Genomic DNA, 20,962 nt, shown 5'->3' on the forward strand with positions numbered 1-20,962 from the left:
TTCATCGACGTTCATGGATACTGATGAACGACGAACGGTTCAGGCTTCTTGCAACGTTTTGACCGTGTAGCGGCGCCAGATCAGGCGGCCCACGGTGATCAGCCAGTTCAACAGCGCCACGGCGAGAACGGTGAGCAACAGTGTCGCCATCCCGTGTTCGACGATGATCTTCCCGGCCAGCAACGGAAAGCCGAACACACCAATGAAGTACGACAGGCTGAACAGCAGCAACGCTTGCGCGGTGGTGCCGTGCGGCGCTTCATTCGCCGCCAGGCCATTGATCACCGAATACGTCAGCCCGTAACCGACCCCGAGCATCATCGCCGCGAGCACGTAGCTCAAGCCGCTGTCGACCACGAAACCGAACATCACAATCGAAACCATCATCAGTCCCGACAACAGGCAAGACGCGCGGAACGGATCGCGCTTGACCACGAATCCGGCAATCACCATCCGGCTGCTGATCGCCGCGCCCATGAAGCCGAAAAAGAACAGCGAGTAATCCAGCGAACGAGACGCCGCGTAGCTGGTTTGGAAGCTCGACAGACCACCGAACACACAGCCGCCGAGGCCGACCATGAGGATCGGGAACACTGCGCGGGACGACAAAATCTGCCGGGTTGCGCGCCAGGAAATGCGTGCGACCGCAGCGGTCGGCGAGGGCGCTTTTTTCAGCTGCGCGTCCAGGCGCCAGAACAGTAAAACGCCGATCAGGCTGGCCAGCGCCGCGAGGTAAAACGCCGCCGTTACGGGATAGCCCAGCGCACTGGCCGCGCGGCCCAGCAACGGACCGCTGCCGATCCCGGTCATCATGCTGCCCGACAGCAGCGCGAAATATCTGGCCCGTTGGGCAGGCGTCACAAGGCTCGCGACGATGATCGGCCCGAGCGTATAGAAAACGCCCCAGCCCAAACCCAGCAGCAAGCCGAAAAACAACAGCAGATGGCCGAAGCCCGGCGTCAGTGCAAAACCCAGGCTGGCCGCCACCAGCAGCACGCCGAACAGCGCAATCGAACGCGCCGCGCCAAGCCAGTCGGACAAGTGCCCGGAAACGATCACCGCCGCAAACGTACTGAGCATCGCCGCCGAAATCACGCTCCCGGCATCGTGTTCATTGCCGCCGCGCGAGCCGATCAACAGCGACAGCAAAAACGTCGAGCCATAGGACAGCGACAGCAAATAACTGGCGAGGCAAAACAGGCCGAACAGTTTGCTGGAGACCTGAGGTGGAGCAGTAGACATGACGCGCTTCCTTGACCCGATAACGGAGAGTGTCATCTATCTATCATGCAAGGCGCCGATGTTAGGTCTGAGGTTATCGATTCCAGGGTTAGTAGTGGGCGGAGTAATGCACTCAGCCGATGCCGATTTCTTCCTTGAATAGCTCCATGAAATTTTTCAAACGTTCATGCCGGATGCGGGCCAGGCGTTGCCCGGTGAGGGTCTGGAAGCCGTCTGCCAAGTGCAGCAGCTTGGTCTGGAAATGATCGAGGCAAAAGCGCTTGTCATCGTATTCCCGCGCATTCGCTTCCGGGTCTTGTGGGTCATACAGCGCGCTACCCATGCGACCGGCGATGTAAAAGGTGCGCGCAACGCCGAGCATGCCAAGGGAATCGAGACGGTCGGCATCCTGCATGATTTTCGCTTCGAGGGAACTTGGAGTGATGTTGGCAGAAAAGCTGTGGGCCTCGATGGCGTGTACAACGGCGCTGATTTTTGCGCTGGGCCAGTGCATGTCGGTCAACACTGCAGAGGCCTTCTCGGCTGCCAGCCGCGATGCTTGCGAACGCAACGGCGAGTTCTTCTCCACCGACACGCAATCATGCAAAAGCACCGCTGCCAGCAGCACTTCAATATCGCCACCTTCCTCAGCATGAAGAGTGCGCACGTTGTGCCAGACCCGCTGCAGGTGCGACAGATCGTGGGCGCCGTCTTCCGAGGGTTCCAGTGCGTGGGGCAGCAACCTGGCGGCGAGGATTGGCAGCGGCGCGAAAGCATCAGTCGTCATAAACGTCCTGTTAAGTGAAAACGGTTGGGGCAGCGGTTCCACATCCTCCATAGATCAGCTTTGAATTTCCAGTGTGACGAGCGTTGCGCGCCGACTTAGTATGGCGTTTTCCACTTTTGACGAAGGCACGTCCATGACGATCGAAATCCGCCCGGCGACCCCCAGCGATGCTCCGCAAATCCTCGCGTTCATCACTGAACTGGCCGATTACGAACGTGCCCGCCACGAAGTCATCGCCAGCGTCGCCGACATCGAGCGCAGCCTGTTCAGCGAAGGCGCCACCGCCCACGGCCTGATCTGCCTGCGCGACGGTTTGCCGATCGGCTTTGCGGTGTTCTTCTTCAGCTATTCCACCTGGCTCGGCAGCAACTGCCTGTACCTCGAAGACCTCTACATCACTCCCGAGCAACGCGGTGGCGGCGCCGGTAAAACCCTGCTGCGCCACTTGGCGAAAATCGCCTGCGCCAATGATTGCGGGCGTTTTGAGTGGAGCGTGCTGGACTGGAACAAACCGGCTATCGAGTTCTATAAATCCTTGGGGGCGCAGCCTCAGGAGGAGTGGGTGCGGTATCGGATGGATGGCGCGGTGCTAAGGGATTTTGCCGCGGGCAATTGATCGTTTAAAGGATCGCAACCCTCGGTGGCTCCTAATGGGGGAGCTGCCGAGGGCTGCGATCTTTTTTTGGTTAGATCCCAAAATATGGGATGTATATTTATATATTGAGATTTGATCGTGTCAGGGTTTATAGTCCAGCTCACTCACTGCCAATAAACAAAACAGGTGAAGCGATGCTGGCGCAATTGATCGCGCTCGATTGGGGGACAACCTCATTACGTGCTTACAAACTCGCCGCAGGTGGCCAGGTGCTCGAACAGCGTTCGCTGTCATCGGGAATCATGCAGCTGCCCCGGACGCCGCGAATCATTAACGGTCTGGCATGCACCGACGGTTTTGAACTGGCCTTTGACGAGGCCTGCGGTGACTGGCTCGATGAGCAACCCGGTTTGCCGGTGATTGCCTGCGGCATGGTCGGCAGTGCGCAAGGCTGGCGCGAAGCGGCCTACCGTGACACGCCGGCAAACGTTGCCAATCTCGGAACCTCCCTACAAACCATTCGCAGTCTTCGCGGTGTCGATGTGCATATCGTGCCGGGCGTGATTCAGCGTTCGCGCCTGCCGAACGTGATGCGCGGTGAAGAAACCCAGGTCCTCGGCGTGCTGCAAAACCTGGCGGGCGGGGCGGGCAGCGATCTGTTGATCGGCCTGCCGGGCAGCCATTCGAAATGGGTGGAAGTGGCCGATGGCTGCATCGTGCATTTCGACACCTTCATGACCGGCGAAGTCTTTGCCGTGCTCAGCGAACACAGCATTCTCGGGCGCACCCAGCAACGCGGTGGGTCTTTTGATGGCGACGCGTTTGACCGTGGCGTGCAAGTGGCCCTGTCGGCGGACGGCGAAATCGGCCCGCTGTCGACGCTGTTCAGTGCCCGCAGCCTCGGGCTGACCGGCGAACTGAGCGGCAGTGCGCAACCGGATTATTTGTCCGGCCTGTTGATCGGTCATGAGCTGTCGGCGCTGGCCACGGTTCAGCGGCGTCGGCGCAACAGCGTTCATCTGCCGTCGATCATTCTCATCGGCAACTCCCAACTCTGTGCCCGTTACAGCCGGGCGCTCGCCGCCTGCGGTTTTGCCCGAGTGACGCTGGCCGAACAGGCCACCGAACGCGGGTTGTGGCAACTGGCGCTTGCCGCCGGGCTGATCACTCCAAACCCATCCCGTTAAACCTGACTGGAGGTCTGACATGCTCAAACAAGCATTGGCGCAAAACGGTCTGATCGCAATCCTGCGTGGCCTGCGCCCGCAGGAAGCGGCGGCTATCGGAGAAGTCCTTTATGCAGCCGGATTTCGCGTCATCGAAGTGCCGCTCAATTCCCCCGAGCCGTACGAAAGTATCCGCATCCTGCGCAGTACCTTGCCTGCCGATTGCCTGATCGGCGCGGGCACGGTGCTGACGCCGGAACAGGTCGAGCAAGTGAAAGCCGCCGGCGGGCAGGTCATCGTCATGCCCCACAGCGATCCCAAAGTGTTGCGCGCCGCGAAGGCCGCCGGGTTGTTCCTGTCGCCTGGCGTGGCGACGCCGACCGAAGCGTTCGCTGCATTGGCTGAAGGCGCGGACGTGCTGAAGATGTTCCCCGCCGAGCAAATGGGCCCGGCGGTTGTAAAAGCCTGGCTGGCGGTGTTGCCCGCCGGGACGATTCTGGCGCCGGTGGGCGGGATCACCCCGGAGAACATGCAGGTGTTTATCGATGCGGGCGTGAAGGGCTTCGGCCTCGGGTCCGGGTTGTTCAAACCGGGCATGACGGCGGCGCAAGTGGCGTCCAACGCCAAGGCCTACGTCGCTGCATGGAACGCTCTGCGTTAAGACTTTTTTGGCGCCGAGCGCGCTGCATCTAACAAGAGAGAGAAGAGATGAAAATCACCAAACTGACCACCTTCATCGTTCCGCCGCGCTGGTGCTTCCTGAAAGTGGAAACCGACGAGGGCGTGACCGGTTGGGGCGAACCCGTGGTCGAAGGTCGTGCCCATACGGTGGCGGCTGCCGTTGAAGAATTGTCCGACTACCTGATCGGCAAAGACCCACGCAACATCGAAGACATCTGGACCGTGTTGTATCGCGGTGGCTTCTACCGGGGCGGTGCGATCCACATGAGTGCGCTGGCCGGTATCGACCAGGCGTTGTGGGACATCAAGGGCAAGGCCTTGGGTGTGTCGGTCAGCGACCTGCTCGGTGGTCAGGTGCGCGACAAGATTCGTGTCTATTCGTGGATTGGCGGTGACCGTCCGGCAGACACCGCGCGCGCCGCGAAAGAAGCGGTCAGCCGTGGTTTCACCGCCGTGAAAATGAACGGTACCGAAGAGCTGCAGTTCCTCGATTCCTTCGAGAAAGTCGACCTGGCCCTGGCCAACGTCGCCGCCGTGCGTGATGCGGTCGGCCCGAACGTGGGTATCGGTGTGGACTTCCATGGCCGGGTGCACAAACCCATGGCCAAGGTGCTGATGAAGGAACTCGATCCGTACAAACTGATGTTTATCGAAGAGCCGGTGCTCAGCGAAAACTACGAAGCGCTGAAGGAGCTGGCGCCGCTGACCAGCACACCGATTGCCCTCGGTGAGCGTCTGTTCTCGCGTTGGGATTTCAAGCGCGTGCTCAGCGAAGGTTACGTCGACATCATCCAGCCGGATGCTTCTCATGCCGGTGGCATCACCGAGACTCGCAAGATCGCCAACATGGCCGAAGCCTACGACGTAGCGCTGGCGCTGCATTGCCCGTTGGGGCCGATTGCGCTGGCGGCGTGTCTGCAACTGGATGCGGTTTGCTACAACGCGTTCATCCAGGAACAGAGCCTGGGCATCCACTACAACGAGAGCAACGACCTGCTGGATTACGTCAAGGATCCGCGGGTGTTCGATTACGACAAAGGCTTCGTGAAGATTCCGAACGGCCCAGGCCTGGGGATCGAGATCAACGAGGAGTACGTGATCGAACGCGCGGCGGTCGGGCATCGCTGGCGCAACCCGATCTGGCGCCATGCCGATGGCAGTTTTGCCGAGTGGTGAGTGATCGCTGACCCACCGCAAATCCCTGTGGGAGCCAGCCTGCTGGCGATTTGGTCGGCACATCCAGCATTCATGGTGACTGACCCAACGCGATCGCCAGCAGGCTGGCTCCCACAGGTTGATCTCCATGGACAGGGAGATCGGCATCATTCCAGTTCCACATCGACCTCAATAAACATAAGAAGAGGCATTCCCCATGCAACCGCAAACCCTCACCGGGCAGGCGTCGTTGGTGGCGCCCAGCCGCAAGCGTTTTTTCATCATGGTCCTGCTGTTTATCACCGTAGTGATCAACTATCTGGACCGCAGCAACCTGTCCATCGCCGCCCCGGCGCTGACCAGTGACCTGGGCATCGACCCGATCCACGTCGGACTGATTTTCTCCGCGTTCGGCTGGACCTACGCCGCCATGCAGATCCCCGGCGGCTGGCTGGTGGATCGTGTTCCGCCGCGCATCCTTTATAGCCTCGCCTTGCTGCTGTGGTCGATCGCCACGGTGATGCTCGGTTTCGCCGCCAGCTTCATTGCGCTGTTCGTCTTGCGCATGGCGGTCGGTGCGCTGGAAGCTCCGGCCTATCCGATCAACAGCCGCGTAGTCACCACCTGGTTCCCGGAGCGCGAGCGCGCCACGGCCATTGGTTTCTACACCTCCGGCCAGTTCGTCGGATTGGCGTTCCTGACGCCGGTACTCGCCTGGTTGCAGCATGAATTTGGCTGGCACATGGTGTTCGTCAGCACCGGTGCGGTGGGCATTCTCTGGGCGGTGATCTGGTACGCGGTGTATCGCGAACCGCGGGATTTCAAAGGCGCCAACGACGCTGAAATCGACCTGATCCGCGAAGGCGGCGGGCTGGTGGATATTCAGGCCGAGCAAGCGAAGGTCAAGGCGAAATTCAGCTGGACCGACCTCGGCATCGTCCTGACCAAGCGCAAGTTGTGGGGCATTTACCTTGGCCAGTTCTGCCTCAACTCGACGTTGTGGTTTTTCCTGACGTGGTTCCCGACCTACCTGGTGAAGTACCGCGGCATGGATTTCATCAAGTCCGGCCTGCTGGCATCGTTGCCGTTTCTCGCCGCTTTCGTCGGCGTACTCTGTTCCGGGTTCTTCTCCGACTTCCTGATCCGTCGCGGCTACACGGTGGGTTTCGCCCGCAAGTTGCCGATCATTGGCGGCTTGCTGATTTCCACCTCGATCATCGGCGCCAATTTCGTCGAGTCGACGCCGCTGGTGATTGCCTTCCTCGCCTTGGCGTTCTTCGGCAACGGTCTGGCTTCGATCACCTGGTCACTGGTTTCAACGCTGGCACCGGCACGCTTGTTGGGGCTGACCGGCGGGGTGTTTAACTTCATCGGCAACCTGTCAGCGATTGCCACGCCGATTGTCATCGGTTTCCTCGCCAGCGGCGATTCGTTCGCTCCAGCGATCACCTACATCTCGGTTCTGGCGTTGTTGGGGGCGCTTTCCTACATTCTGCTGGTCGGGAAGGTCGAGCGTATCAAGTTGTAGTCGTAGCCGTCGGGCGACCATAATGCCGCCCGTTCACTCGCTCAACGGTAAAGGCTGGATATGCAGGAAGACGCCCCAAAAATCGCCAAGGACGCCGCGCCGACCGGCACTCAGACCCTGCTTCGCGGTCTGGGTGTGGTTCAGGCCGTGGCCAGTGGCGCCCGCGATCTCAAGGAAATCGCCCGGTTGATCGGCACGACGCGCAGCACCACCCATCGTCTGGCCAGTTGCCTGGTGGACGAGCGTTATCTGCGCGTGGTGCCGCAAGTCGGGTACTTGTTGGGGCCGAAGCTGATCGAGCTGGGCTTTCAGGCGCGTGAGGAATTGCCGCTGGTCACGTTGGCCGGTCCGTATCTGGATGAGTTGTCGGCGTTGACCGGCGATACCATTCACCTGGCGATTCGCGAGGGCGACGAGGTGCTGTACCTGCACAAGAATCCGGGGCGCAATGGTCCGGAAATGCGTTCGCGGGTTGGCCACCGCATGCCGTTGGCGCGCACCGGGATCGGCAAGGCGCTGATGCTCGATGACACGCAGGAAGAATGGCAACGGCTGTACGAAGTCAGCCTGCCGGCGGGTGGGAAAAATCAGTTCTGGCCACAGCACCCGGAGCAATCCTGGGAGCAGTTTCAACAGCGCATGATTGAGTACGTGGCGGGCGGTTACGCCTTCGACCTGGAAGACAACGAACCGTCGATCCGCTGCGTAGCGGCGCCGATCCGCGACGCGAGCAAGCGCATCGTCGCCGGCATCAGCATCGCCAGCACCGTGCCGTACATGCCGCTGGAAAAAATGGCCGAGCTGATTCCCCTGATCAAAGGGGTCACGGCCCGGCTTTCGGCGGAACTCGGCTTGAAGGTCTAGACCTTCAGCGTTGCCATGTCGATGACGAAGCGGTATTTCACGTCACCGGCGATCATGCGTGCGTAAGCCTCGTTGATCTGGCGGATGTCGAGCATTTCGATGTCGCAGGTGATGTTGTGCTCGGCGCAGAAATCCAGCACTTCCTGGGTTTCTGCGATGCCGCCGATCAGCGAGCCGGCCAGCACCCGGCGGCCGAGTACCAATTTGGCCGCGTGGACCGGTGGATCAATCGGTTCAATCAACCCCACCAGAATGTGCACGCCGTCGAAACGCAGCGTGTCGAGGTAGGGATTGAGGTCGTGCTGCACCGGAATGGTGTCCAGCAGGAAGTCGAAATGGCCGGCAGCGGCTTTCATCTGCTCGGCATCGGTGGACACGATCACATGGTCCGCGCCCTGACGACGACCTTCTTCAGCCTTGCTTGCCGAACGGGTGAACAGCGTCACTTCCGCGCCCATAGCCTTGGCAAACTTGATGCCCATGTGGCCGAGGCCGCCCATGCCGAGAATCCCGACCTTGTCGCCCGCTTTCACGCCGTAGTGCTTGAGTGGCGAGTAAGTGGTGATGCCGGCGCAGAGGATCGGCGCGGCGCTGGCCAGGTCAAGTTTTTCCGGGATGCGCACCACGAAGTGCTCGCTGACCACGATGCTGTCGGAGTAACCGCCCATGGTGTTGCTGCCATCGACCCGGTCGGGTGTGGCGTAGGTCATGGTCGGGCCTTCGAGGCAATATTGTTCGAGGTTGGCCTGGCAAGCCTCGCAGCTGCGGCACGAATCGACCATGCAGCCGACGCCGACCAGATCGCCGACTTTATGCTGGGTGACATTCGCACCGATGGCGGTCACTTTGCCTACGATCTCGTGGCCGGGCATCAGCGGGTAAACGGCAATGCCCCACTCATTGCGCGCCTGATGGATGTCGGAATGGCAGACGCCGCAGTAGAGAATCTCGATCGCCACGTCGTCGGCACGCGGGCTGCGGCGTGCGAATTTCACGGGGGCAAGGGGAGTGGTGGCCGACTGGGCGGCATATCCGATGGCGGTGTACATGGTGGACCTCGCAAAAAGCAGTGACAGGTGAGGCGGCGCATTCTGGGCGCCGTACCATTACGCGGCCATGGCGATTCCTCCGGGTGTCATGCCTATTCCTCCGGCATCTGCGTTCGTTGGGTCCAATGGGCAATCAGACCTGCGATGATGCTTTCATCCCTTTTTCCGTGATTATTTTGTGAAGAGCTCCCATGTTGTTGACCCGTCATCTCGATGCCAATGCCACGCTGGTTTCGCTGATTGAGCCACTGGCGACCCGCGACGGTTTCACCCAGACCGGGTTGCCCGGTGTGCAAGTTCTGCGCGCCAGTTGTGACGTCGCCCGTGGCCCGCATATTTATGAACCGAGCCTGATGATCATCGCCCAGGGCAGCAAACTGGCGTATCTGGGGCCGCGAACCCTGGAATACGGCGCCGGGCATTACTTGATTCAAGCGTTGCCGGTGCCGTTCGAGTGCGAAACCTTTGCCTTGCCGAATGCGCCGCTGCTCGGGGTTTCCGTGGCGATTGACCGGGTGCTGCTGGGTGAATTGGTGTTGGCGATGGGACTGGCGCCGGGGCGGCACATTGCGGCGCAGACGCCGGAGTCGATGACCTCGGTGGTGCTCGACGACGGCATGCGCGGATGTGTGGAGCGGTTGTTGCGTTGTCTGCACGATCCTCTGGAGGCGCGGATCATGGGGCCGTCACACCTGCGCGAGTTGTTGTTCGTCGCGTTGCGCGGGCCGCAGGCGGATGTGTTGCGCGCGCTGGTGGAACAGCAGGGGCAGTTCGCCCGTGTCGCGGCGTCGATCAGCCATTTGCATGCGCACTACGCCGAACCCTTGAACGTCGAGACCCTGGCCAGTTGCGCGAACATGAGTGCGTCGACTTTTCATGAGCATTTCAAGCGCAGCACGTTGTTGTCGCCGGTGCAGTATTTGAAGCGATTGCGCTTGCTCAAGGCGCAGACGTTGCTGGTGGCGGAGGGCTTGGGCGTGGCGCAGGTGGCGCATCGGGTCGGGTACCAGAGCACGTCGCAGTTCAGTCGGGAGTACAAGCGCTACTTTGAGCGTAATCCCGGTGATGAGCGCGCTGCCTGAACCGTTGCGAACCCCTGTAGGAGCCGGCTTGCCGGCGATAGCGGCGTGCCAGACACCGATAATGCCGAATGACACACCGCCATCGCCGGCAAGCCGGCTCCTACAGGACAGTGTTGGGGTATGAATTGCGGGCAACAAAAAGGCCCCCATTTAGGGAGCCTTGATGTTCAGCGAATCAACTTACATATTCGGGTAAGTCGGGCCGCCAGCACCTTCCGGCGCCACCCAGGTGATGTTCTGTGCAGGGTCCTTGATGTCGCAGGTCTTGCAGTGAACGCAGTTCTGGGCGTTGATCTGGAAGCGCTTCTCGCCGTCTTCCTTGGTGACCACCTCATACACGCCGGCCGGGCAGTAACGCTGGGCAGGTTCATCGTACATCGGCAGGTTCTTGGCGATCGGGATGCTCAGGTCGGCCAGCTTCAGGTGGCAAGGCTGTTCTTCTTCGTGGTTGGTACCGGAGATGAACACCGAGCTGAGTTTGTCGAAACTGATTTTGCCATCCGGTTTCGGGTAGTCGATCTTCTTGCAGTCGGCCGCGAGTTTCAGGCAAGCGTAATCCGGCTTGGTGTCGTGCAGGGTGAACGGCAGTTTGCCGCCGAAGATGTTCTGGTCCAGCCAGTTGAAACCACCGCCGACGATGGCGCCGAACTTGTGGATCGCCGGGCCGAAGTTGCGGCTGGCGAACAGCTCGTCGTAGAGCCAGCTCTTCTTGAACGCGTCGACGTAAGTGGTCAGTTCTTCGGTGCCGTCCTTTTCAGCGAACAGCGCCTCGGCCACGGATTCAGCGGCGAGCATGCCGGACTTCATCGCGGTGTGGCTGCCTTTGATCTTGGCGAAGTTCAGGGTGCCGAGGTCGCAACCGATCAGCGCGCCGCCCTTGAAGACCATTTTCGGCAGCGAGTTCAGGCCGCCCTTGCAGATGGCGCGCGCGCCGTAGCTGATGCGCTTGCCGCCTTCCAGGTACTGCTTGAGCACCGGGTGATGCTTGAGGCGCTGGAACTCGTCGAACGGCGACAGGTAGGTGTTGCTGTAGGACAGATCAACGATCAGGCCGACCACCACCTGGTTGTTTTCCAGGTGATAGAGGAACGAGCCGCCGGTGTTCTCGGTGCCCATGATGTCCAGCGGCCAGCCGGCGGTGTGCACCACCAGGCCTGGCTGATGTTTGGCCGGGTCGATTTCCCAGATTTCTTTCAGACCGATGCCGTAGTGCTGGGCGTCGGCTTCGCTGTCGAGGTTGAAGCGCTTGATCAACTGCTTGCCGATGTGGCCACGGCAACCTTCGGCGAACAGTGTGTACTTGCCGCGCAATTCCATGCCAGGGGTGTACAGGCCTTCTTTCGGATTGCCTTCGCGGTCAACGCCCAGATCACCGGTGATGATCCCGCGCACCACGCCGTTCTCGTCGAACAGTGCTTCCTGCGCGGCGAAGCCCGGGTAGATTTCCACGCCCAGGTTCTCGGCCTGCTGAGCCAGCCAGCGGCACAGGTTACCCAGGGAGATGATGTAGTTGCCTTCGTTGTGCATGGTCTTGGGCACAAAGAGGTCGGGAATCTTCTGCGCGCTGTCGGCGTTCTTGAGAACGAAGATGTCGTCGCGGGTGACCGGCGTGTTCAGCGGCGCGCCAAGTTCTTTCCAGTCCGGGAACAATTCGTTCAGGGCGCGTGGTTCGAACACGGCACCGGACAGGATGTGAGCACCCACTTCGGAGCCTTTTTCGACCACGCAGACGCTGATTTCCTTACCGGCTTCAGCAGCCTTTTGCTTCAAGCGGCAGGCGGCGGAAAGACCAGCGGGGCCGGCACCGACGATGACCACGTCGAATTCCATGTATTCGCGTTCCACAGGTTATCTCCTACTCAAGGCTCAACAGTTTTTTTTCTAATTGGAGGTTTGGTGTCGCATCCATGAATTCCTGCACAAGGCAGGAAGAGGACAATCGATGAACCACCTTTCTCTTTGGGTGGCGCATTATATCTACACCACTCTTAGCGTCCAATACAAACGTTTGTTTGAATCGGCTCAAAGCCAGAGAAATCAAAGTCACGCGGCTTATGACTGGCCATTTTGCCGTATTGACCGGAATAGGCGTTCCGGTCAAGATACGGTCGGTTTTGCGCTCGCCGTAGGCTGACTGTTGGTTTCAAGAGCACCTCTAAAGACAGGGCGATGGCAGTACAAGGTGATGTGCAGCGCAGTGTTGGCGCGCAGTTTACACGCCACGATATTTAATGACTTGTTGGTCACCACTGACGAACGGTCATCAACGTCATGAGCGATGGTCACTTGACACGTATGCCGGCGTTTTTAGAGGTGCCCTTGCGCCCGATGAGCATCAACCGCCAGGTTCGCCTAGGCGACTTTCTTTTCACCGGAGAGTAACGAGGAATCCATGAAGGTTCTTGTAGCTGTCAAACGCGTTGTGGATTACAACGTCAAGGTTCGCGTCAAGGCGGACAATTCCGGCGTCGACCTCGCCAACGTGAAGATGTCGATGAACCCGTTCTGCGAAATCGCAGTGGAAGAAGCCGTACGCCTGAAAGAGAAAGGCGTTGCGACTGAAATCGTCGTCGTCTCCATCGGCCCGTCCACCGCTCAAGAGCAACTGCGCACCGCGCTGGCTCTGGGTGCCGACCGCGCCATCCTCGTCGAATCCGCTGAAGATCTGACTTCCCTGGCCGTTGCCAAGCTGCTCAAAGCCGTTGTCGATAAGGAGCAGCCTCAGCTGGTGATCCTCGGCAAACAGGCCATCGACAGCGACAACAACCAGACTGGCCAGATGCTCGCTGCATTGAGCGGCTACGGTCAGGGCACCTTCGCGTCCAAAGTCGAAGTGTCCGGCGACAGCGTTGCCGTGACCCGCGAAATCGACGGCGGCGCGCAGACAGTTTCCCTGAAACTGCCGGCCATCGTCACCACCGACCTGCGTTTGAACGAGCCGCGCTACGCGTCCCTGCCAAACATCATGAAAGCCAAGAAGAAGCCTCTCGAAGTGCTGACTCCGGACGCTTTGGGCGTTTCTACCGCCTCCACCAACAAGACCGTGAAAGTCGAAGCGCCTGCTGCACGCAGCGCGGGTATCAAGGTCAAGTCGGTGGCTGAACTGGTCGAGAAACTGAAAAACGAAGCGAAGGTAATCTAAATGACTATCTTGGTTATTGCTGAACACGACAACAAAGTGCTGGCCCCGGCCACGCTGAACACCGTGGCCGCTGCTGCCAAAATCGGCGGCGACATCCACGTGCTGGTTGCAGGTCAGGGCGCTGGCGCCGTGGCTGAAGCCGCTGCGAAAGTAGCTGGCGTGGCAAAAGTGCTGGTGGCCGACAACGCCGCCTACGCTCACCAACTGCCGGAAAACGTCGCGCCACTGGTTGCCGAGCTGGGCAAGGGCTACAGCCACATCCTGGCTGCCGCCACTTCCAACGGCAAAAACATCCTGCCGCGCGTTGCCGCTCAGCTGGACGTTGACCAGATCTCCGAGATCATCTCGGTTGAAAGCGCTGACACCTTCAAGCGCCCGATCTACGCCGGTAACGCCATCGCTACCGTTCAGTCGAACGCTGCGGTCAAAGTGATCACCGTGCGTGCCACCGGTTTCGACCCGGTTGCCGCTGAAGGCGGTTCGGCTGCCGTTGAAGCAGTTGCTGCTGCGCACAACGCCGGCACTTCGAGCTTCGTCGGTGAAGAACTGGCCAAGTCCGATCGTCCGGAACTGACCGCTGCCAAGATCGTCGTTTCGGGCGGTCGCGGCATGCAGAACGGCGACAACTTCAAACACCTGTACGCCCTGGCCGACAAGCTGGGCGCTGCCGTCGGTGCTTCCCGCGCCGCGGTCGACGCAGGTTTCGTACCCAACGACATGCAGGTCGGTCAGACCGGCAAGATCGTTGCTCCACAGCTGTACATCGCGGTCGGTATCTCTGGCGCGATCCAGCACCTGGCCGGCATGAAAGACTCCAAAGTGATCGTCGCGATCAACAAGGACGAAGAAGCGCCGATCTTCCAGGTGGCCGATTACGGCCTGGTGGCGGACCTGTTCGAAGCCATCCCTGAGTTCGAGAAGCTGGTCTAATCCAGCCGCTTGACCTATAAAGAGCCCGACCTTTTGGTCGGGCTTTTTTTTGCTCTTCTGTAGGAGCCGGCTGGCTGCGGGCGGCTCCTACAGGGGATATAACCGGGTTTGAGTGGAGTGTATTGCCATGGATCTGCATCGAGTGTTCGGTTGGTCATTGCTGCTGGGGCTGACGCTGTTGCCGACGCTGTCCATCGCAGCGGGCAAGTGTGAGCGACTGGTGGTCACCGGCAGCTCGGATGCGCCGCCGTATCTGTGGCAGGACCCGCAAAACCCCAAGCACCTGATCGGTGCCAGCGCCGACCTGCTGCAACAAGTAGCAGGGCAGTTGGGCATCAAGGTCGAGATGCTCTATGCCGGCAAACGCGCCCAGGCGCTGGAGGAAGTGCGCAGTGGGCGCATGGACATGCTGGCCGACGCGCCGTTGACGGTCAGTGAGCTGGAAACCCTGGATTACATCCATCCGCCGTTGCTGGAAAACGATTACCTGGTCTGGACCCGAAAAGACTCGCCACTGATCTACAACCAGGCGCAGGACCTTCACGGTCATCCCGGCGCGTTGTCGGAAAAGTCTCGAATGACCTCGGAATTCGCTACGTTTGCCGAGCAGCAATTGACCCTCGTACGCACTCCAAACCTGACCCAGGCCCTTCAGAAATTGCTGTTGGGGGAAGTGGAATTTGTCCTCGCCGGACGCTATTCGGGCATGGCAGCCGCACAGGCCCTGAGCATGGCCAATGACCTCGTCGCGCGCCCGCAGCCGGTCGACAAACCCGGCCTGTTCCTCGCGGTTTCCCATAACTCTGCCTGCAACGATCCGTGGTTGCGCGGACAGCTGGCTAAAAAGATGACAGAATTGCCCGCGTCCGGACTGACGGAAGCCGTGCTGCAACGCAATATCGAGCGCTGGAAAGCGCAGCAACAGCAGCCACAGCAACCACCCGCCAGTACCCCAAAACAGTAGGGATTTTTAGTGAGTATTCGACCTCTTTTCGCTGCCCTGGCCGTTCTGGCTCTGGCGGGTTGTGCAGCCGATCCGGCGCCGAATGAACAAATACGCCTGACCGAACAGGTGCTCGTGCAAGCCAAAGCCGTGGGGGCCACCGCGGACGACGTGCCTGAAATGAAACTGGCCGAAGATAAATTCGCCCGTGCCCAAGGTGATATGGCCGATCAGTCTTACAAGCATGCACGCATGCGCGCCGAACAGGCCGAACTTGACGCGCGCCTGGCCGAAGCCAAGGTCCTGACGCTCAAAAGTGAAGAGAAGCTGGATCTTCTCAACACCCGCATCACTCGATTGCGCAAGCAAGTGGGAGACGCACAATGAACCTCACGTCCAAAGCTATCGGCGGCTTGATCCTTGTTGGTTGTGCGAGTCTCTATGGCTGCGCCGGTCAGCACAGTGAAGCCGCGTTGCAAGAAGCGGGTGCCGACTTTCAGAAGGTGAAAGAAGATTCCAACGTGCTGCGAATCGCGCCGAAAGACGTGATCCGTGCCGGTGAATCCCTGGCCCGTGCCGATCGACTGTCCAGCTACTGGGGCAGCGGGTCCGACGTACTGCATTACGCCTACCTGAGCCGGCGCTACAGCGAAATCGCTCGGGAACACACCAATCAGGTACTCAACGAAGAGCGCGCGGCGAAGCTCGAACTGGAGCGCCAGCGCCTGCAACTGGCCCTGCGCGAATCCAAACTGCTGAGCGTGCAGCAACAGGGCAAGTGGCTTGAAGAGCAGATTGTTGCGCTGGCCACGACCCAGACTGACCGTGGCCTGGTGATGACCCTCGGCGACGTGTTGTTCGACACCGGCGAAGCGGAGCTGAAAAACTCGGCGAACCGCGTGGTATTGAAGATCGTGCAATTCCTGCAACTTAATCCCAAGCGCGTCGTGCGCATCGAAGGCTACGCCGACAGCACCGGCGGCAAGCAGGAAAACCTCAAACTGTCCCGTGACCGTGCGCAATCGGTGGCGGACGTGTTGACGGACCTGGGCATCGACGAAAAACGCATTAAGGTCGAAGGTTATGGCGACGAATACCCGGTAGACGCGAACGCCTCGGAACGGGGCCGGGCGCAGAACCGTCGGGTGGAAATTGTGTTCTCCGACGAAAAAGGCCTGCTCGGCGCTGCCCGGTAATAGCGGATTCCGATTGAAACCACATACTCTGTAGGAGCCGGCTTGCTGCGGGCGGCGTTCCGACGATGGCATCACTTCGGTTCGTCTGAAACACCGCGGTGATGCTATCGCCAGCAAGCTGGCTCCTACAAACCCGGGCTGCCCGTCAGCGCCGGGTTTTTTTTCGCCTGCCAACTGCTCCGCGTTTTCAGTAAAAAGCAGTACAGATTTTGCTGACACTGCACTGTACCGTCGACTATTGTGGCAACTGTCCCCGTACACTTCTAAACTGTTCCGGTATTGTTTCACACAAGAATAAAATGCCCGTGAAATCGAGTGCTGCGTCATGACCAATCTCTTGCTCTACCAACGTATTGCTCAACAACTGGCCGAAGACATCCGTCGTGGGGTCTATCAGCCGGGGGAGCGCGTGCCTTCGGTGCGCAAGATGAGTTCGCAGCTCAACGTCAGCCATGCGACGGTGTTGCAGGCGTATGCCAATCTCGAAGATCAGGGGCTGATCCGTGCCCGGCCGCAGTCGGGTTACTACGTGCACCAGACGCCGGCCCTGACTGCGCCGACGCCGGACATCGCCCGGGTCGAACGTCCCGGCCTGGTCACCCGCAGCAGCATCATTCAACAAGTGTTGGTCGAATCCCGTCGTGAGGGCGTGTTTCCCTTGGGCGCGGCGGTGCCGAGCGTCGATTACCTGCCGGTGCGGGCGCTGCATCAGCAGTTGGCCAAAGTCACCCGATTCCATAGCCCGCGGGCATTCAGTTACATGTTCAGCCCCGGTTTTGAACCGTTGCGGCGGCAAGTGGCAATTCGCATGCGCGATGCCGGCGTGGTGGTCGATCCGTCGGAAGTGGTAATCACCCACGGCTGCGTCGATGCCTTGCAGATGTCCCTGCGCGTGCTGACCCGGCCGGGCGACTTGATCGCCGCCGAGTCGCCAACCTACTACGGGTTGCTGCAACTGGCCGATCTGCTGGGCCTGAAAGTCATCGAGATCCCCAGCGATCCGGCCACCGGCATGAGCCTGGAAGCCTTGCAACTGGCAGCGAATCAGTGGTCGATCAAAGCGCTGGTGCTGACCACGCGCCTGAGCAATCCGCTGGGCGGCACCATGCCCGAAGAGCGGCAGAAACAACTGCTGCGCCTGGCCTCGGATTTCGATATTCAGGTGGTCGAAGACGATATCTACGGCGAACTGATGTTCGAGCAGGGCCGCACCAAGGCACTCAAGGCTTACGACCGGCTGGATCGAGTGATCTACTGCTCAAGCTTCTCCAAGACCCTGTCTCCGGGTGTGCGGATTGGCTGGATGATTGCCGGCAAATACCAGCAGGAAATCCAGCGCTTGCAGACCTTCAGCACGCATTCGGCTTGCAGCGTTACGCAGATGGGGATCGCGGCGTATCTGGAAAATGGCGGTTACGACCGGCATTTGCGCTACATCCGTCAGGAGTACCGCAAAAATCTCAGCGCTTTCCAGCTCGCGGTACAGCAGTATTTCCCGGAAGGCACGCAGATGACCCGGCCGACCGGCGGCTTCATTCTGTGGGTGAGTCTGCCGGGGCGGGTCAATACACAAGAACTTCATGTGCGCGCGTTGCAGCAAGGCATCAGCATCGCACCGGGGCTGATTTTCAGTAACACCGAGCAGTTCAATCACTGCATTCGGCTCAACTGCGGCATTCCCTGGAATCGCGAAGCCGAGCGTGCGTTGATGACCCTGGGCATGCTGGCTACCCAGCTTTGCCAGGAGATGGCCGGCGGAATATGACGGGCGGGCGGGTAATTCCTGCCCGAGCTTGTCATGTCGCGTCCAACGAGCGAGCATATGGCCCTCTGCCGATAGCGCCGTTCCCCGTTGGATCCATGAAACCGATTTTTCCTGCCGCCTGGTTGTCGATCTGCCTGTTGATAACCTTCAATTCGGAAGGCGTCCTGGCGGCTCCCGTTCAGGAAAAACCGGCCGCCAGCGCGACATCGAAAAAACCGGCACCGGCAAAAAAAGCCACGCCGGTCAAAAAGAAAGCGGCTACGCAGAAAAAACGTTCACCCATTGCCTCCAAATCGAAACCGGCCAGTGAAGTGGTGAAAACCAAACTGCCTTCGGCTGACCTGGATTTGAGCTTGCCTGAGGAAATGGCCGAAGAGTTTAAGCCGGTCGGTACAGTTCCATTGCCCCGGCACGACGCCGTGTTGCCGCAAATGTTCGGTGAGAAGGCTGGCAGCTCTCCGTTCCAGCTCAACGGACGACTGATCAGCAACGAAATGAAGTTGCAACTGCGTAACGAAGAGCGTCGGGAAGTCGAGGGCGCGGCGCTGGAATTGGAGTTCAAGCAGTAAATCCTTCCTCGGCGTGACCCGCAGGCCAGACGCTTTGTCGGAGACTGGTCAGTCACGCTGGTTTGAGCGTAAAAACCCGGCGACAGGTAATTTAAAACAACTGTTTTAGCGGTTACTCTGTGCCCCGTCCTTTAACACATCACCCGTCGCGAGGAGCTCGTCGTCATGAAATGCCGTGAAGGCTGTGGCGCCTGTTGCATTGCCCCTTCCATCAGTTCTCCGATTCCCGGTATGCCCAATGGCAAAGCCGCCGGAGAACGTTGCGTTCAACTCTCTGCCGAAAACCTGTGCAGTATTTTCGGCCAACCGGAACGTCCGGCCGTGTGTTCGGCGTTTGAAGCCGACGTCGAAGTTTGCGGAAGCAGCAGTGACGAAGCGATCAGATTACTGGGCTGGTGGGAGCAGATGACGGCGGCGTGATGTGTCAACGAACGGAACTTCAACAATAAGGAATAAGATTATGGGTTCGCTGCATCGTATGGCTGTGCTGTGTGGTTTGACGGTTTTGCTGGCGACTGCCACCGCACAGGCCGAAGACTGGAAGGTGGCCAAGAATGAAGACGGCATCAAGGTGTCCTTGAGTGAAGTGGCCGGCTCTGACTACAAGGCTTATCAGGGCGTTACCCTGATGAAAACCACCATGGCCAAATTGCGCGCACTCCAGGAAGACGTGGCGGGCGCCTGCTCGTGGATTCACGAATGCAAGCAGCAGAAGCTGCTCAAGCATGAAGGCGATCAGAGCTGGACCTACACCCAGTTCAATACCCCATGGCCGGTGACTGCGCGTGATTCGGTGCTGCATATCACGACTACTGTAGGCGCCGATGGCAGTCTGACCCGTAAGCTTGAGGGTGTGCCGAAGTATATTCCTGAGGAAAAGGGTTTTGTGCGGGTTGCCAAGGTTGATGGGTTCTGGAAGTTCGTGCCCAAGGGTGACCAGATTGAAGTGACCTATCAGGTTCACACTGAGCCGGGTGGTAGCGTGCCTTCGATGATTGCCAACAAGTTTGTGGTTGATGCGCCGTTCAATACCTTGAAGGCCCTGAAAGAGCGTGCCGAGAAGTAATCGCTTTGTTTCTTTCTATAAAAAGCCCTGATTTGATCGGGGCTTTTTTTTGCGGGTTTGTTTGATTGGTGTGCATATCCGTTGCTGTGGTCATGGCGGCTTATGGTTTCGCTTTTACAGCGAGTCACTTGGAAAAGCCCCAAGTAACCAAGGGCTCTTGCCCCTTTCGTTCGGTGGCTCGCTAATGCTCGCCATACCCTCGCTCCGGTCCTGCTCCGTGGGCCCGCCGCCATCGGCCATCCATGGCCGGGGGCGGCTACCGCGGCATCCTTGCCGCGGTGCCCACTGCGCAGAACCTCCACTCGGCCTCTCGAGGGGGCGCTCAGATCAAAAGCGGAAGGCGAGCTAACGCTCGACCTGATGAGTGGTGGAAATCAAAAGCGTACGCGATTCCCTGTTGGAGCCGGCTTGCTGGCGATGGCGTCCGTCCAGTCAATAAACAGGTGACTGACCCACCGCTATCGCCGGCGAGCCGGCTCCTACAGTTGATCGTATTCATCCTGACACCTATGCATTTCCCCTGTAGGAGCCAGCTTGCTGGCGATGGCGTCCGTTCAATCAATAAACAGGTGACTGATCCACTGCTATCGCCGGCGAGCCGGCTCCTACAGTTGATCGTATTCATCCAGACACCTATGCATTTCCCCTGTAGGAGCCAGCTTGCTGGCGATGGCGTCCGTCCAGTCAATAAACAGATGACTGATCCACCGCTATCGCCGGCAAGCCGGCTCCCACAGTTGATCGTATTCATCCAGACACCTATGCATTTCCCCTGTAGGAGCCAGCTTGCTGGCGATGGCGTCCGTTCAATCAATAAACAGGTGACTGACCCACCGCTATCGCCGGCAAGCCGGCTCCCACAGTTGATCGTATTCATCCAGACACCTATGCATTTCCCCTGTAGGAGCCAGCTTGCTGGCGATGGCGTCTGTCCAGTCAATAAACAGGTGACTGATCCACCGCTATCGCCAGCAAGCCGGCTCCTACAGTTGATCGTATTCATCCAGACACCTATGCATTTCCCCTGTAGGAGCCAGCTTGCTGGCGATGGCGTCTGTCCAGTCAATAAACAGATGACTGATCCACCGCTATCGCCAGCAAGCCGGCTCCTACAGGGGGAATGTGCAAACATCCAAGACTAGTGCAGCCACCACAGTGCGGGAGAGTGCACACGACTGAGGAGCCAGGTCGGCTTTCAGGCCGCCTCGGCGGCTGTGGCGGTA

Annotated in this window: 20 protein-coding genes; 16 read left to right on the top strand and 4 right to left on the bottom strand. The window is 59.5% G+C overall.

Annotated elements, in window-relative coordinates; all coding sequences use genetic code 11:
* Nucleotides 1–39: 39 nt before the first annotated feature.
* Together J4E42_RS23540 and J4E42_RS23545 are read right to left on the bottom strand one after the other, a co-directional pair.
* On the bottom strand, nucleotides 40–1,242 hold the full coding sequence (locus J4E42_RS23540; RefSeq protein WP_008040871.1) for an MFS transporter: 1,203 nt from the start codon (nucleotides 1,240–1,242) through the stop codon (nucleotides 40–42).
* A gap of 112 nt (nucleotides 1,243–1,354) precedes the next feature.
* The gene (locus J4E42_RS23545) at nucleotides 1,355–2,008 is read right to left on the bottom strand and encodes an HD domain-containing protein (protein ID WP_008040870.1); all 654 of its coding nucleotides are present in this window, start codon (nucleotides 2,006–2,008) and stop codon (nucleotides 1,355–1,357) included.
* A gap of 133 nt (nucleotides 2,009–2,141) precedes the next feature.
* On the opposite strand from J4E42_RS23545, the gene J4E42_RS23550 reads away from it, so the two are divergent.
* The 6 genes from J4E42_RS23550 (at nucleotide 2,142) to J4E42_RS23575 (ending at nucleotide 7,997) form a co-directional block, all read left to right on the top strand.
* A complete protein-coding gene (locus J4E42_RS23550; RefSeq protein WP_008034765.1) occupies nucleotides 2,142–2,624 on the top strand; it encodes a GNAT family N-acetyltransferase in 483 nt (160 codons plus the stop codon).
* Nucleotides 2,625–2,797: 173 nt separating this feature from the next.
* Nucleotides 2,798–3,790 (top strand): 2-dehydro-3-deoxygalactonokinase, encoded by a 993-nt coding sequence (locus J4E42_RS23555; protein WP_207286292.1) that lies wholly within the window; start codon nucleotides 2,798–2,800, stop codon nucleotides 3,788–3,790.
* Between the two features lie 19 nt (nucleotides 3,791–3,809).
* Entirely contained in the window at nucleotides 3,810–4,430 is a 621-nt protein-coding gene (locus J4E42_RS23560) for a 2-dehydro-3-deoxy-6-phosphogalactonate aldolase (protein WP_008032870.1), read from the top strand.
* Nucleotides 4,431–4,477: 47 nt separating this feature from the next.
* Nucleotides 4,478–5,626 (top strand): galactonate dehydratase, encoded by a 1,149-nt coding sequence (gene dgoD, locus J4E42_RS23565; protein ID WP_007903915.1) that lies wholly within the window; start codon nucleotides 4,478–4,480, stop codon nucleotides 5,624–5,626.
* A gap of 196 nt (nucleotides 5,627–5,822) precedes the next feature.
* Nucleotides 5,823–7,133, top strand: coding sequence for an MFS transporter (locus J4E42_RS23570; protein WP_008032871.1), 1,311 nt, complete (start codon nucleotides 5,823–5,825; stop codon nucleotides 7,131–7,133).
* Nucleotides 7,134–7,193: 60 nt separating this feature from the next.
* The gene (locus J4E42_RS23575) at nucleotides 7,194–7,997 is read left to right on the top strand and encodes an IclR family transcriptional regulator (RefSeq protein WP_008032872.1); all 804 of its coding nucleotides are present in this window, start codon (nucleotides 7,194–7,196) and stop codon (nucleotides 7,995–7,997) included.
* Here the strand turns inward: J4E42_RS23575 and J4E42_RS23580 are convergent.
* Complete coding sequence (locus J4E42_RS23580; protein WP_207286293.1) at nucleotides 7,994–9,046, bottom strand: NAD(P)-dependent alcohol dehydrogenase; 1,053 nt, start codon at nucleotides 9,044–9,046, stop codon at nucleotides 7,994–7,996. The genes J4E42_RS23575 and J4E42_RS23580 overlap by 4 nt on opposite strands.
* 191 nt (nucleotides 9,047–9,237) lie before the next feature.
* On the opposite strand from J4E42_RS23580, the gene J4E42_RS23585 reads away from it, so the two are divergent.
* On the top strand, nucleotides 9,238–10,128 hold the full coding sequence (locus J4E42_RS23585; RefSeq protein WP_207286294.1) for an AraC family transcriptional regulator: 891 nt from the start codon (nucleotides 9,238–9,240) through the stop codon (nucleotides 10,126–10,128).
* A 180-nt stretch (nucleotides 10,129–10,308) separates the two neighbouring features.
* On the opposite strand, the gene J4E42_RS23590 is transcribed toward J4E42_RS23585, so the two are convergent.
* Nucleotides 10,309–11,973 carry an electron transfer flavoprotein-ubiquinone oxidoreductase gene (locus J4E42_RS23590; protein WP_032829072.1) on the bottom strand — a complete coding sequence of 555 codons (1,665 nt, stop codon included), beginning with the start codon at nucleotides 11,971–11,973 and terminating at the stop codon, nucleotides 10,309–10,311.
* A gap of 547 nt (nucleotides 11,974–12,520) precedes the next feature.
* Here J4E42_RS23590 and J4E42_RS23595 point away from each other — a divergent pair.
* From J4E42_RS23595 to J4E42_RS23635, 9 genes are all read left to right on the top strand, one after another.
* The gene (locus tag J4E42_RS23595; RefSeq protein ID WP_007942046.1) at nucleotides 12,521–13,270 is read left to right on the top strand and encodes an electron transfer flavoprotein subunit beta/FixA family protein; all 750 of its coding nucleotides are present in this window, start codon (nucleotides 12,521–12,523) and stop codon (nucleotides 13,268–13,270) included.
* Nucleotides 13,271–14,200, top strand: coding sequence for an electron transfer flavoprotein subunit alpha/FixB family protein (locus J4E42_RS23600; protein ID WP_008040866.1), 930 nt, complete (start codon nucleotides 13,271–13,273; stop codon nucleotides 14,198–14,200).
* Nucleotides 14,201–14,327: 127 nt separating this feature from the next.
* Nucleotides 14,328–15,164 carry an ABC transporter substrate-binding protein gene (locus J4E42_RS23605; protein WP_207286295.1) on the top strand — a complete coding sequence of 279 codons (837 nt, stop codon included), beginning with the start codon at nucleotides 14,328–14,330 and terminating at the stop codon, nucleotides 15,162–15,164.
* Nucleotides 15,165–15,173: 9 nt separating this feature from the next.
* The gene (locus tag J4E42_RS23610) at nucleotides 15,174–15,530 is read left to right on the top strand and encodes a DUF4398 domain-containing protein (protein WP_008040864.1); all 357 of its coding nucleotides are present in this window, start codon (nucleotides 15,174–15,176) and stop codon (nucleotides 15,528–15,530) included.
* Nucleotides 15,527–16,339, top strand: a complete 813-nt coding sequence (locus J4E42_RS23615; RefSeq protein WP_008040863.1) for an OmpA family protein — start codon at nucleotides 15,527–15,529, stop codon at nucleotides 16,337–16,339. The genes J4E42_RS23610 and J4E42_RS23615 overlap by 4 nt, the downstream gene beginning before the upstream one ends.
* A 325-nt stretch (nucleotides 16,340–16,664) precedes the next feature.
* Nucleotides 16,665–18,104, top strand: a complete 1,440-nt coding sequence (locus J4E42_RS23620; protein ID WP_207286296.1) for a PLP-dependent aminotransferase family protein — start codon at nucleotides 16,665–16,667, stop codon at nucleotides 18,102–18,104.
* 95 nt (nucleotides 18,105–18,199) lie between these two features.
* Nucleotides 18,200–18,673, top strand: coding sequence for a translation initiation factor 2 (locus tag J4E42_RS23625; protein WP_207286297.1), 474 nt, complete (start codon nucleotides 18,200–18,202; stop codon nucleotides 18,671–18,673).
* Nucleotides 18,674–18,838: 165 nt separating this feature from the next.
* Nucleotides 18,839–19,093, top strand: a complete 255-nt coding sequence (locus tag J4E42_RS23630; protein WP_207286298.1) for a YkgJ family cysteine cluster protein — start codon at nucleotides 18,839–18,841, stop codon at nucleotides 19,091–19,093.
* Between the two features lie 40 nt (nucleotides 19,094–19,133).
* Complete coding sequence (locus tag J4E42_RS23635; protein WP_008040859.1) at nucleotides 19,134–19,739, top strand: START domain-containing protein; 606 nt, start codon at nucleotides 19,134–19,136, stop codon at nucleotides 19,737–19,739.
* Nucleotides 19,740–20,962 lie beyond the last annotated feature (1,223 nt).

Origin of the sequence: Pseudomonas sp. FW300-N2A2 (genome assembly GCF_017351735.1) — a bacterium.
Taxonomy (GTDB): Bacteria; Pseudomonadota; Gammaproteobacteria; order Pseudomonadales; family Pseudomonadaceae; genus Aquipseudomonas; species Aquipseudomonas migulae.